This window comes from Allobosea sp. P2_B12, assembly GCF_056404835.1.
The window spans coordinates 281,920-294,362 of record NZ_JBFUDG010000003.1 but is presented as its reverse complement, the minus strand read 5'-3'; the positions used below and the strand labels follow the sequence as shown (position 1 = coordinate 294,362).

General features: G+C 67.6%; 8 protein-coding genes. 5 read left to right on the top strand and 3 right to left on the bottom strand.

Going from position 1 to position 12,443, the window contains the following annotated elements; translation table 11 throughout:
* Positions 1-20 precede the first annotated feature (20 nt).
* From AC1DYU_RS10255 to AC1DYU_RS10245, 3 genes are all read right to left on the bottom strand, one after another.
* On the bottom strand, positions 21-800 hold the full coding sequence (locus tag AC1DYU_RS10255; RefSeq protein ID WP_476791527.1) for a TIGR02186 family protein: 780 nt from the start codon (positions 798-800) through the stop codon (positions 21-23).
* Positions 797-1,726 carry a sulfite exporter TauE/SafE family protein gene (locus AC1DYU_RS10250; RefSeq protein ID WP_476791526.1) on the bottom strand — a complete coding sequence of 310 codons (930 nt, stop codon included), beginning with the start codon at positions 1,724-1,726 and terminating at the stop codon, positions 797-799. The genes AC1DYU_RS10255 and AC1DYU_RS10250 overlap by 4 nt, the downstream gene beginning before the upstream one ends.
* A gap of 326 nt (positions 1,727-2,052) precedes the next feature.
* On the bottom strand, positions 2,053-5,481 hold the full coding sequence (locus AC1DYU_RS10245; protein WP_476791525.1) for a hypothetical protein: 3,429 nt from the start codon (positions 5,479-5,481) through the stop codon (positions 2,053-2,055).
* 363 nt (positions 5,482-5,844) lie between these two features.
* Here AC1DYU_RS10245 and AC1DYU_RS10240 point away from each other — a divergent pair, with 363 nt between their 5' ends.
* From AC1DYU_RS10240 to AC1DYU_RS10220, 5 genes are all read left to right on the top strand, one after another.
* Entirely contained in the window at positions 5,845-6,306 is a 462-nt protein-coding gene (locus AC1DYU_RS10240) for a MerR family transcriptional regulator (protein ID WP_158482897.1), read from the top strand.
* Between the two features lie 240 nt (positions 6,307-6,546).
* Positions 6,547-8,343 (top strand): acyl-CoA dehydrogenase C-terminal domain-containing protein, encoded by a 1,797-nt coding sequence (locus tag AC1DYU_RS10235; RefSeq protein ID WP_476791524.1) that lies wholly within the window; start codon positions 6,547-6,549, stop codon positions 8,341-8,343.
* Positions 8,344-8,481: 138 nt separating this feature from the next.
* Entirely contained in the window at positions 8,482-9,690 is a 1,209-nt protein-coding gene (locus AC1DYU_RS10230) for an acetyl-CoA C-acetyltransferase (RefSeq protein WP_476791523.1), read from the top strand.
* Between the two features lie 11 nt (positions 9,691-9,701).
* A complete protein-coding gene (locus AC1DYU_RS10225) occupies positions 9,702-11,930 on the top strand; it encodes an FAD-dependent oxidoreductase (protein WP_476791522.1) in 2,229 nt (742 codons plus the stop codon).
* Between the two features lie 7 nt (positions 11,931-11,937).
* Positions 11,938-12,432 (top strand): peptide deformylase, encoded by a 495-nt coding sequence (locus AC1DYU_RS10220; RefSeq protein WP_476791521.1) that lies wholly within the window; start codon positions 11,938-11,940, stop codon positions 12,430-12,432.
* The last annotated feature ends 11 nt before the right edge of the window (positions 12,433-12,443 follow it).

The window sequence follows — 12,443 nt, the reverse complement described above, 5'->3', positions numbered from 1 at the left end:
GGACGATTGACGGCCCGCGCTCAGTCGCGCCGGAACACGACGCTGGCGATCCAGCCGAACAGCAGGGCGAGGATCACGGTGGCGAGGCCGTAGAGCAGGGGCTGGTCATGCGCGCCGGATGCCAGACGCTGCTCGATTCCGCTCTTCACCACCTCGAAATTGGTCGTCTGCCGCGCCAGCGGCACGCCGCCGGCATAGAGCACGATGTCGATCTCGTAGGAGCCGGTGGGCGCGGTCGCGGGAACGTCGATCGGCGCGCTGAACAGGGTGTTCGAGAGAAAGGTGACGCCGCGCTCCTCCTGCGAGAACAGCCCCTTCTCGCTCAGGATGCGGATCAGCCCTTCCTGGAAGCGGGCCGTCGTGACGTCGAGGTCAAGCGCCGGATCCTTCATGCGCTGGGCATTGTCGAGCCCGATGCGCTCGCGCCGTGCCGTCTCCTCGCTCATGATTTCGTGCAGCGGACGGTTGCTCGCCACCGTCATGAAGACCGAGCTGTCGGGGAAGCGCCGTTGCGTGCGGTTGATCCAGATCGGCCCGAGCCGCTCCTTTTCGCGCACCAGCAGCATGCGCCGCGGGCCGCGCACGGTGACGATGATGTCGTAGGGATCGCCGCGGGCGGCGGTCCGGCCGTCGCGCTCGACCAGCCCGAAGACGGTCAGCTGGCTGCCGGTGTAGTTCGAGGTGATCTGAATCTGATGGCTCGACATCGCCGCGATCAGCGTTTCGGCCCGCGCCGGCGCGGAGATGGCGCCGCCCGCCATCAGCGCCAGCATCGCGACGATACGTCCGAGCCGGTTCATCGCGCGCTCTCCGGCAGCACGACCGAGAACGGCTCGCTGGGCGCAATGAACAGCTCGATCGCGAAGCGCAGGCCGACCGAGAGGATCAGCAGCGCCAGCAGCAACCTGAAGGATTCGACGTTGAGGTTGCGCGCCGCCCGGCCACCGAACTGCGCGCCGATGACGCCGCCGAGCAGCAGCAGGATCGCCAGGACGAGATCGACCGACTGGTTGGTGAGGGCGTGCAGGATCGTCGCGCCGGTCATGGTCATCAGGATCTGGAACAGCGAGGTGCCGACGACGACGGCGGTCGGGATGCGGAAGAAGTAGATCAGGGCGGGCACGAGGATGAAGCCACCGCCGACGCCCAGCACCGCGCCGATGAAGCCGATCACGACGGCCAGAAGCGCGATCGGGATGACACTGCAATAGAGCTGCGAATGCGGGAAGCGCATCCGCCAGGGCAAGCCCATCCACCAGGGATGCGTGCCTGCCCGGCGCCTCAGCCGGGCCGGCTTGCCGGCCCTGATGCGCAGCATCGCCCGCAGTGCGCCGTAGAGCATCAGCCCGCCGATGATGGTGAACAGCGTCACATAGGACAGGGTGATGACGAGCTCGAGCTGGCCCAGCCGCCGCATCGAGTTGAAGAACAGCACGCCCAGAAGCGTGCCGAGAATGCCGCCCGCGACGAGAATTCCGCCGAGCTTGAAGTCGAGCGCCCGCCTTCGCCAGTAGGTCAGCACGCCGGTGGTCGAGGAGCCCGCGACCTGTGCCGCAACGGTCGCGACGGCCACCGCCGGAGGAATGTCGAGGAAGATCAACAGGGGCGTCAGCAGGAAGCCGCCACCGACACCGAACAGACCCGAGATGAATCCGACCGCTCCACTGAGCGCCAGCACCGTGAGGATGCTGATCGGCAGTTCGGCGATCGGTAGGTAGATCTGCACCTCTGCTCCTCATGCGCCGCGGCGTTGGTCGACGCGTTGACGTCGGCTCCTCCCACCATGCACCGGCCCGGTTAAGGCAAGGTGCCGGGCAGGAACGATGTCGGGCGGGAACGCCCATCGATCACAAAAAACAGTGATCGGGCCTCGAAATCGGGAGCATTGCCGCAGCGAAAAACCGGTTCCTGTTTTTCGCGCAATGCTCTGGCGGTCCGCGCCGGCGAGCGGCGGGGTCCCTGTCGTGATGGCGTGGCAACGCGTCGAAACCATGACCGTCCCGCCTGTCGCGAGGCTTGCGGGAAGCCTTGCGCAGGAGGTCGGCTGGCCCGTCAGGTCCGGGCCGGCCTGGCGGGCTTCTTCGCTGCGGCGGTCGGTGTCTCGTCCCAGCCCTTGGCGGGCGGCGTGACGTCGTTGGCGGCATTGCTGACCGGCTTTGGCTTCCAGGTGCCGGCCTCGGCCCTGGCGGCAGCGAGGTCGGTGGCGCCGAGCCGCTGCGCAACCTCGTCGCGCTTCTTGCCCGCATCGTCGTCGCCCTGGCTCGCGGCGACAGAGAACCAGAGATAGGACTGGGCCAGGTCGGCCGGCGCGCCGAGCCCGCGCCCAAGCAGCACCGCGAGGTTGTACTGGCTGTCGCGCACGCCGAACTCAGCGGCGCGGCGGAACCATTCGGTCGCCATCGCATAGTCAGGCTTGCCGGAGACGCCCTCGGCATGGAGCACGGCGAGATTGTGCATCGCCTTGGCGTTGCCGCGTTCGGCGGCGCGCGTGTACCAGACACGGGCCAGCGACAGGTCCCGTGCGGTGCCGATGCCCTTCTCGAACATGTTGCCGAGGCGGAATTGCGCCGGTGCGAGGCCGGCGACCGCAGCGCGCTCGAACAGGCGCAAGGCGAGCTTGGGATCGCGCGAGGCGGCCGGGCCATCGGCGGCGCGGCTGGCGAGTTCGTAGACGGCGCGCGCATCGCCGTCGAGCGCTGCCTTGCGCAGGCCGGAGCTGCCGAGACCGGCGGGAAGCTCGCCGAGATTGGTCACGGCCTGGACGGGCTCGATCACGGCGGGCGCAGCGGCAGCAGCGGGCGCAACCGGAGCGGCGCTCGGCGGCGGCTGGGTGGTCGAGCCGGTGATGTCCGCAGCCGGGGCCGGGGCGGCTTGCAGCACGGAGGTCTGGTCCTTGGCCGGTGTCTCGGCAGGAGCTTCCTCCTTCGGCGCTATCGGGCTCTGCACGGCTTCGCCGGTTGCCGCCGTGCGGGCTTTGAACGCGCCGGTGACGAGATGGGCCGTGCCCATCGCGAGCACGAGAGCGGCCAGGCCGAGCAGCAGCGGCCGCTTCCGCTTCTCCATGATCTCCCTGAGCCGGCTGCCACCGCTCTTGGTGGCTTCCGGAGATGCCGCAGGAGTGGCAGACGCCGCGTCCGTCGCAGCCTTGGCGGAGCGTCTGGCGGCCGCGATCAGGTTCTGGCGGATCGACTGCTGGTCGTGCCCGCCGGCCAGAACGGATTCTGCACGCGGCCGGCCGGAGCCGGGCTCGAGCGGAAGGTCCAGCGCGGCGTTGATCTGCGTTGTGGCTGCAGGTGCCTCTGCCCGGGTGGGCGCTTCGGCCTTGGGGGCCGCGCGCTCGGGGGCCGCGATCCGGTCCTCCATCGCCAGGCTCATGGCGGCGGGCATCGCCGGCGACGTGCCAGCCATGCGCTCGGCTGCTGCGGCCGCCCGCGGTGGCATCGGCGTGCGGGCCGGAGCGGCAACGGCGGCGTTCTGCCGGTCTGCGACCAGTTCCGCCTCCAGGCTGGACAGCCGCGAGATGATGGTTTCGAGCGTCTGGTGGACGGCGCCGATGGCGTCCTGCGTCTCGCGCCCGGTCGAGGCATGGCTCTCATGCAGCCCCGAAACCAGCGTGCTCAGTTCGGCGATGCCGCTCGGCGGCAGCGCTGCCTTGCCGAGATGGTCCGACATGGCGGCCCGCGCCGCCCGTTCGGCGGTCTCCGTCGTCTCCTCGCGCAGCGAGCGCAGATGGACGACGAGATCCTGCAGCGTCCGCTCCATGCCGGTCTCGGCGGAACGGGTCGCCGCCGCGGCGTCGAGCCGCTGGGCGAGGCCGGAAATCTGCTGTTCGAGGGCATCGAACGCGCCCGAATCCGCGCCGGGGCGGCCGGCCTCGTCGATCTTGTCGGCGAGGCTGCGCAGCATCTCCTCGACGGGACGGAGATCGACATGCGCGACCGGGACGGCCTGGCCGTCGCTGACGAGATGGGTCAGGCTGCTCGAGGCCGCGAGGTTCTCGATGCGCCCCGCCAATGCGTCGATCTGGCGCGTCAGGGCAGTCGGCCCCTTTTCGGCCAGCGTCTCGATGCGCGCCTGCAGAGCGTCGATCCTGTCCTCGATGACGCTGTTGGGCCTCGTGTCGATCTTGCCAGCCAGGCTTTCGATCTGCAGCGAGAGCGCAGCCAGCGGTTCGAGGTCGGCAGGCCGCGCCTGTCCGCGGTCAGCCAGGATGGACTCGCGAATCTCCTCGATCGCCTGGGACAGGCTGCGCATGTCGCGCCCGTCGGGTTGCGCGTCGCGGAGCCTGTTGATCTCGAATGACAGCGCCGAGACCTGCTGCGACAGTTCGTCGAGCTGCGGGTCGCGCGCATGCGATGTCAGCATGTCGCGCAACTCGGCGACGTCGCGCAGGACCGGCGCAAGAATCGCGCGATCGCCGCCGCGGGCGGCCAGCGCATCGACCTTGGCGGCCAGATGCGAAATCTCCAGTTCGAAGCGCTGGTAGCTCTCGCCGGAGCGGTCCTGCGAGAGACGCGACACTTCCGACTCGATTCGTGCCAGTGGCGTCAGGATGGGCTCCATCCGGTCCCGGCTGTCGAGGCGGTCGAAGCGTCCGGCGAGATCGGCGAGCATCGTCTCGATCTGGCGGAACTGCGGCTCGCGCTCGACGGACGGCTGAGGCACAGGCGCCAACGGCCGTTCTGCTCGGGGCGCGGAAAGGGGCGTGGCCGCGGGCGCGATGCGGGCGCTGAGCTGGCGCAGATCGTCGCGCAGCGCCGAGATGCGGCTCTCTGCCATCGCGGGCCGGCGCATGGGCGCGGCCTCCTCGTCATCGAGCATGCGCTGGCGGGTGCGGATATCCGTCACGGCAGCGGCGAGGCCATCGCGGCTGAAGGCGAGCCGCGGTGCTTGCTCGGCGCGGGCGGGGGCCGGCCGGGCCTCGCTAGGCCTGCGTTCCGGGTCTGACTTGCGTTCCAGACCCGACCTCCGCTCGAAATCCGACTTGCGTTCGATGTCGGCCAGGCGCTCGCCCATCGTCTTGATGGCCTCGACGATGACGCTGGTCGCCCGTTCCTGGCGTTCCGCCGCAGCGCGTTCGCCGGAGCTCATCCGGGTCTCGGCATTCTCGATCCAGCGCGCGATCGAATCGAGCGCACCGACGGTCTTGGCACTGGAGTCGCGCGTCAGTCTCTCGATGCTGGCGGCCTGGGCGAGGACGGCGTCGATCTCATCGCGCGACGGCGTCGGCGCGCTCCGGGGAGCGCTGACGGGCTGCTGCGGCGCGGTGTCCATCTGGCCCTGCGAGAGCCTGGCGAGGCGTTCGGAGAGGGCGGCGATGTCGAGTTGTTCGGGTGGCGCGGACTCGGAGGCTTCCTCGTCGCGCAGTTTGTGGTCGAGCCATTCGCCAAGTGTCATCCCGGCGCGCCTTGCAGCGGCCTTCGCGGCGTCGCGGGTGCGGGGATCGACGCCCTTGACGCTCCAGGGCAAGCTTGTGGCCATGTTGACGCTCGCCTACGGGGCTTGTCCTTGGTGGGAAGGCGCAGGCCCCTGAACGCGCTGCCTTCCTTGCGGGCTCGGCGACGCCTGAAGATAGCGTTGCCGTGGTGACGATGCCGATCCGCAAACCCGACTTTTTGGCCGGCGTGGTAAACAGCCGGTTAAGATCAGGCGGCCATCCGTTAATTTTTTGCGAACGGACTGGCCGGGCCGGACGTATGGACCTCCCGGGTAACGGTAACTTACCTGACGGAAGGGGCACATTACCTGACGCAAGGACAGGTCCCGCACTATGTCGCCGGCAAGCCAATTGTTGCCCGCAGAATGCCGGCGACCTGTCTCACACGCTCCTCAAGGATTAAACCGATGTCGCGCCAAAGCACTGCTCTGGCGGCCGCTGCGAATCATGACGGCCGCACTTCCCCATCAGCCCTGTCCGAGTCGGATTCGACCGGCGGCTTCACCATCAGCGATCTCGCCCGGGATTTCGGCGTCACGCTGCGCACTCTGCGCTTCTATGAATCGCGCGGCCTGATCGCGCCGGCTCGCTCCGGCATGACCCGGATCTATTCTGGCCGTGACCGCGCCCGCCTCGCGCTGATTCTCAAGGGCAAGCAACTCGGCTTCACCCTCGTCGAGATCCGCGCCATGCTGGCCAACGAGGAGAAGAAGGGCGGCTCTGATGCCGGCTCTGCTTCCGTCGGCGGCCTGCAGCTCAGCCGCGAGCAGGTGGTCGAGCAGCTCGAACTCCTGCGCGCCCAGCGCGCCGAGATCGACAGCGCGATTGCCGAGCTCGAAGCCTCGGCGGCTCGCTTCGCCAAGGCCTGAGGCACTCCGTAAGGCCTGAGCCCGCCTTCGAGCCCGTCCGCTTGAATTCATACCAACGCCTCGGCCTCTCGGCCGGGGCGTTTTGCTTTTGTCGGATAGCCGGGCGAATGTCGTGGTTGTAAGGCGCCGCGCGAAAATCCTGCCGGCCCCCTTTGCCAAATCGGAGATGATAGTTTATATGTAAACTATTCGAAGCCACTCCACCAAGCGGGTGGCATCGCGACGAGAGGGAGGAACGCCATGCCGGTTTACAAGGCACCCGTCGAAGACACGCTTTTCCTGCTGAACGACGTCTTCAACATCGAGCGCTACAACAACCTGCCGGGCTTTGCCGACGCAACGCCCGACGTCGTCGAGGCCGTGCTGGGCGAGGGCGCCAAGCTTTGCGAGGAGGTGCTCCAGCCGCTGAACCATTCCGGCGACCAGGAGGGCTGCACCCGCAATGCCGATGGCAGCGTCACCACGCCGAAAGGCTTCAAGGCGGCACACAAGGCCTATGCCGAGGGCGGCTGGATCGGCCTTGCCATGGACCCGGAATATGGCGGGCAGGGGCTGCCGTATACGCTGGGTGCCGTGATGAACGAGTTCGCCTCCTCGGCGAACATGGCCTTCGCGATGTATCCGGGCCTGACCATGGGTGCGATCGCAGCGCTCTACGTCCATGGCTCCGATGAACAGAAGCGCACCTATCTGCCGAAGATGATCGAGGGCGCCTGGTCGGGCACGATGAACCTGACCGAACCGCATTGCGGCACCGATCTCGGCCTGATCAAGACCAAGGCCGTGCCGCAGGGCGACGGCTCCTACGCCATCACCGGCACCAAGATCTTCATCTCGGCCGGCGAGCAGGACATCACGGACAACATCATCCATCTCGTGCTTGCCCGCATCGAGGGCGCGCCGGCGGGCGTCAAGGGCATCTCGCTCTTCGTTGTGCCGCGCAACAGCATCGATGCCGAGGGGAATGTGGGCGCCAACAACCACGTCTCCTGCGGCTCGATCGAGCACAAGATGGGCATTCACGGCAATTCGACCTGCGTCATGAACTATGACGGCGCCCAGGGCTGGCTCATCGGCACGGAGAACAAGGGCCTCAACGCCATGTTCGTGATGATGAACGAGGCCAGGCTCGGCGTCGCGATCCAGGGGCTGGCCCAGTCCGAGGTCGCCTACCAGAACGCCGTCGTCTACGCCCGCGACCGTATCCAGGGCCGTTCGCTGACCGGCGCCAAGAGCCCCGACAAGGCCGCCGACCCGATCATCGTCCACCCGGACGTGCGCCGCACGCTGATGTCGATCAAGGCCTTCAACGAGGCCGCCCGCGCCTTCGTCATCTGGAACGCGCTGAAATCCGACATCGCCCATCGCTCGGGCGACGAAGCCGAGCGCCAGGCCGCCGACGACCAGCTCGGCCTGATGACGCCGGTGCTCAAGGGCGTGTTGACCGATGTCGGCTTCGACAATGCGGTGAAGGCCCAGCAGATGTATGGCGGCCACGGCTATATCGCCGAGACCGGCGTCGAGCAGTTCGTCCGCGATGCCCGCATCGCCATGATCTACGAGGGCGCCAACGGCGTGCAGGCGATGGATCTGGTCGGCCGCAAGCTCGGTCGCGACGGCGGCCGCGCCATCATGGCCTTCTTCAATGAGGTCGCCGGCTTCATCAAGGAAAACGGCGAGGACGAGGCGCTGAAGCCGCTGCTGGCACCGCTCACAGCCTCGCTCGGCCATCTCCAGCAGGCGACGATGTGGTTCATGAACAACGCCATGACCAAGCCCGACAATGCCGGCGCCGGCGCGACCGATTTCATGCACCTGCTCGGCCTCGTCTCGCTCGGCTATATGTGGGCGAGGATGGCCAGGGTCGCGCAGGACAAGCTCAAGGCCGGCGCCAATGGCGCGACCGAGCGGATGAACACCAAGCTGGTCACGGCGCGCTTCTTCATGGAGCGCAGCCTGCCCGAGACGGCGGCGCATCTGGCCCGGATCACGGCCGGCGCGGATTCGACGATGGCGCTGAGCGCCGACCAGTTTTGACGACACCCGTCATGGTCGGGTTTGACCTGGCCATCTCTTGCAGAACCTGCCGGATGACGAGATGGTCGGGTCAAGCCCGACCATGACGTCCGGCACGAGAACGAGCCGCCCCAGCGCGGCCAGCCCGGGAGGCCCTTGATGGCTGACGCATTCATCTACGACCATGTCCGCACGCCGCGCGGCAAGGGCAAGGCCGACGGCGCGCTGCACGAGGTCACGGCGGTCGAACTCGGCACCACGGCCCTGCGCGCGATCCGAGACCGCAACGATCTCGATACGAAGCTGGTCGAGGACGTCGTCTTCGGCTGCGTCGATCCGGTCGGCGAGGCCGGCGCGGACATCGCCCGCACCGTCGCCCTCAAAGCCGGCTACGGCAAGGAGGTGCCGGGCATTCAGATCAACCGCTTCTGCGCGTCCGGCCTCGACGCGGTTAACCTCGCCGCGGCGCAGATCATGTCCGGCCAGAAGGACATGGCGATCGGCGGCGGCGTCGAGAGCATGTCGCGTGTCGGCATGGGCGCCTCGGGTTTTGCGATCGCGGTCGATCCCTCCGTGGCGATCGACACCTGGTTCATGCCGCAGGGCATCTCGGCCGATCTGATCGCGACGAAATACGGTTTCTCGCGCGATGACGTCGATGCCTATGCCGTGCGCTCGCACAAGCGCGCCGCCGCCGCCTGGCAGGCTGGCCGCTTCAAGGACTCCGTCATCCCGGTCACCGACGTCAACGGCCTGATCATCCTCGACCGCGACGAGACCATCCGGCCCGGCACCGACATGCAGGCGCTGGCTGCGCTGAAGGCCTCCTTCGTCCAGATGGGCGAGATGGGCGGCTTCGACGCGGTCGCGACCGCAGCGCATCCGGATGTCGAGTTCATCAACCACGTCCACCACGCCGGCAACTCGTCGGGCATCGTCGATGGCGCGGCTGCCGTCCTCCTCGGCTCGAAGAAGGGCGGCAAGGCGGCGGGCCTCAAGCCCCGCGCCCGCATCCGCGCCTTCGCCACCATCGGCTCCGACCTCGCGCTGATGTTGACCGGCCCGGTCGACGTCACTGAGCTGGTGCTGCGCAAGGCCGGCATGAAGACCAGCGACATCGACCTGTTCGAGCTGAACGAGGCCTTCTCCTCGGTCGTCCTGCGCTTCCAGCAGGCCTTCGACATCGACGACGAGATACTCAACGTGAATGGCGGCGCCATCGCCATGGGCCATCCGCTCGGCGCCACCGGCGCGATGATCCTCGGCACCGTGCTCGACGAGCTGGAGCGGACCGACAAGAACACGGCGCTGGTGACGCTCTGCGTCGCGGCCGGCATGGGCGTCGCCACCATCATCGAACGGGTTTGAGGAGAGCCATGATGAACCTCACCAATTTCCGCTTCGAGACCGATGCCGACGGCATCGCGACCGCGACCTGGGACATGCCGGGCCGCTCGATGAACGTCATCACGCCCGAGCTGATGGCGGAACTCGACCAGATCATCGACACGGTGGCCTCGACCGAAGCCATCAAGGGCTGCGTCATCGTCTCGGGCAAGGAGGCCTTTTCCGGCGGCGCCGACCTCACCATGCTGCAGGGCCTGCGCGATCTCTTCGTCAAACTGTCGAAGGAGAAGGGCGAGGCGGTCGCGATGCAGAGCTTCTTCGACGAGAGCCGCAAGCTCTCGTTGCTCTATCGCAAGCTCGAAACCTGCGGAAAGCCCTTTGCGGCCGCGATCCATGGCGTCTGCCTCGGCGGCGCCTTCGAACTGGCGCTGGCCTGCCAGTACCGCGTCGTCTCCGACGATGCCTCGACCCGCGTCGGTCTGCCCGAGATCAAGGTCGGGCTGTTTCCCGGCGCCGGCGGCACCCAGCGCGTGGCGCGGCTGATGCAGACCGGCGACGCGCTCCAGATGATGTTCAAGGGCGAGCAGGTGAAGGCGCTGCCCGCGCGCAACACCGGCCTCGTCCATGCCGTCGTAGCCCGCGACCAGCTCGTCGCGAACGCCAAGGACTGGCTCAAGGCGAACCCGCAGGCGACCGCGCCCTGGGACCAGAAGGGCTTCAAGCTGCCTTCCAACAAGGTCTATTCGCCGGCCGGGATGCAGATCTGGCCGCCGGCCAACGCGATCTATCGCCGCGAGACCAACGACAACTACCCGGCCGCCCGCGCCATTCTTTCGGCGGTCTATGAGGGGCTCCAGCTCCCGATCGATCTCGGCCTCAAGGTCGAGAGCCGTTACTTCGCCAAGATCCTGCGGACGAAGGAGGCGGCATCGATGATCCGCTCGCTCTTCGTCTCGATGCAGGAGCTCAACAAGGGCGCGCGCCGCCCGACCGATGTTCCCCCAAGCAAGCTGAAGAAGGTCGGCGTCGTCGGCGCGGGCTTCATGGGTGCCGGCATCGCCTATGTCACCGCCCAGGCCGGCCTCGAGGTCGTGCTGGTCGATCGCGACCAGGAGGCCGCCGACAAGGGCAAGGCCTATTCGCACAAGCTGGTCTCCGACCAGATCATGAAGGGCCGGGCCAAGACCGCCGACCGCGACGCGCTGCTCGGGCGCATCACCGCGACCGCCGACTATGCCGCGCTGAAGGGCTGCGATCTCGTCGTCGAAGCCGTCTTCGAGGACCCCAAGGTCAAGGCCGAGGTCATCGCCAAGGTCGAGGCCGCCGTCGGCCCCAAGACCATCTTCGGCTCCAACACCTCGACGCTGCCGATCACCGGCCTCGCCACCACGAGCCAGCGGCCACAGAACTTCATCGGCATCCATTTCTTCTCGCCGGTCGAGAAGATGCTGCTGGTCGAGGTCATCATGGCCAGGAAGACAGGGAAGAAGGCGCTCGCCATGGCGCTCGACTTCGTCCGCGCGATCAAGAAGACGCCGATCGTCGTCAACGATGTCAGAGGCTTCTATGCCAATCGCTGCGTCGGCAACTACATCCGCGAGGGCCACCTCATGCTGATGGAGGGCGTGCCGCCAGCGATGATCGAGCAGGCCGGCAAGCAGGCCGGCATGCCGGTCGGCCCGCTCTCGCTGAACGACGAGGTCGCGGTCGATCTTGCCTTCAAAGTGCTGAAGGCCACCAAGGCCCAGCTCGGCGAGGGCGCCGTCGATCCCGCGCAGGAAAAGCTGCTCTCCGACATGGTCGAGAAGCACGGCCGGCTCGGCCGCAAGAACCGCAAGGGCTTCTACGATTATCCCGAAGCCGGCCCCAAGCGCCTCTGGCCGGGCCTTGCCGATCTCGTCGGCAAGCGGCTCGCGCCGGAGCAGGTCGATATGCAGGAGTTGCAGCACCGCCTTCTGGTCACGCAGGCGTTGGAAGCGGCGCGCACCTATGAGGAAGGCGTCGTCACCGACCCGCGGGAGGCCGATGTCGGCTCGATCATCGGCTTCGGCTTCGCGCCCTATTCGGGCGGCACGCTGAGCTACATCGACAACATGGGCGCGGCCGCGTTCGTGAAGCTCTGCGAGGCACTGGCCAAAAAGCACGGCGAACGCTTCAAGCCCAACCGCCAGCTCAAGCGCATGGCCAAGACCGGCGAGAGCTATTACGGCGCGGCGGCGGCCGTTTCGGCGACAAAGTCGGTGGTGAAGTCGGCCGCCTGAGGCCGGCATGGCGATCCTGTCCATCGTCCGGTTCCCCGATCCGCGCTTACGCGCGATCGCGGAACCGGTCGAGCGCTTCGACGCGGATCTGCAGCGGCTCGCCGACGATCTGCTGACGACGATGCGCGCTGCGCCCGGCGTCGGCATCACGGCGCCGCATGTCGGCATGCTCCAGCGCCTCGTCGTGCTGGAACTGTCGCCGGGCGAGGTCCGGATTTACGTCAATCCAAAGCTCCTCTGGTCGTCGCCGGAGACGGCCCGCGCCACCGAGGGCAGCGTCTCGATGCCCGGCGTCACCGAGGAGGTCGAGCGCTTCGCCAGGGTTCGCGTGAGCTATCAGGATCTGTCGGGCGCCGAGCAGACCGAGGAAGCGGACGGCTTCCTGGCCATCTGCCACCAGCACGAAATCGACCAGCTCGACGGCATCTTCTGGCTGCAGAGGCTCTCGCGCCTGAAGCGGGAGAGGGCCGTGGCGCGCTATGGGAAGCTGCAGCGCGGTTAGCTGCCCTCATA

Bases quoted from the DNA above. Each gene is read 5' to 3' on its own strand.
- AC1DYU_RS10240 (WP_158482897.1), top strand. From the start codon at position 5,845: ATGTCGCGCCAAAGCACTGCTCTGGCGGCCGCTGCGAATCATGACGGC.
- AC1DYU_RS10225 (WP_476791522.1), top strand. From the start codon at position 9,702: ATGAACCTCACCAATTTCCGCTTCGAGACCGATGCCGACGGCATCGCG.
- AC1DYU_RS10255 (WP_476791527.1), bottom strand. From the start codon at position 800: ATGAACCGGCTCGGACGTATCGTCGCGATGCTGGCGCTGATGGCGGGC.
- AC1DYU_RS10220 (WP_476791521.1), top strand. From the start codon at position 11,938: ATGGCGATCCTGTCCATCGTCCGGTTCCCCGATCCGCGCTTACGCGCG.
- AC1DYU_RS10230 (WP_476791523.1), top strand. From the start codon at position 8,482: ATGGCTGACGCATTCATCTACGACCATGTCCGCACGCCGCGCGGCAAG.
- AC1DYU_RS10245 (WP_476791525.1), bottom strand. From the start codon at position 5,481: ATGGCCACAAGCTTGCCCTGGAGCGTCAAGGGCGTCGATCCCCGCACC.
- AC1DYU_RS10235 (WP_476791524.1), top strand. From the start codon at position 6,547: ATGCCGGTTTACAAGGCACCCGTCGAAGACACGCTTTTCCTGCTGAAC.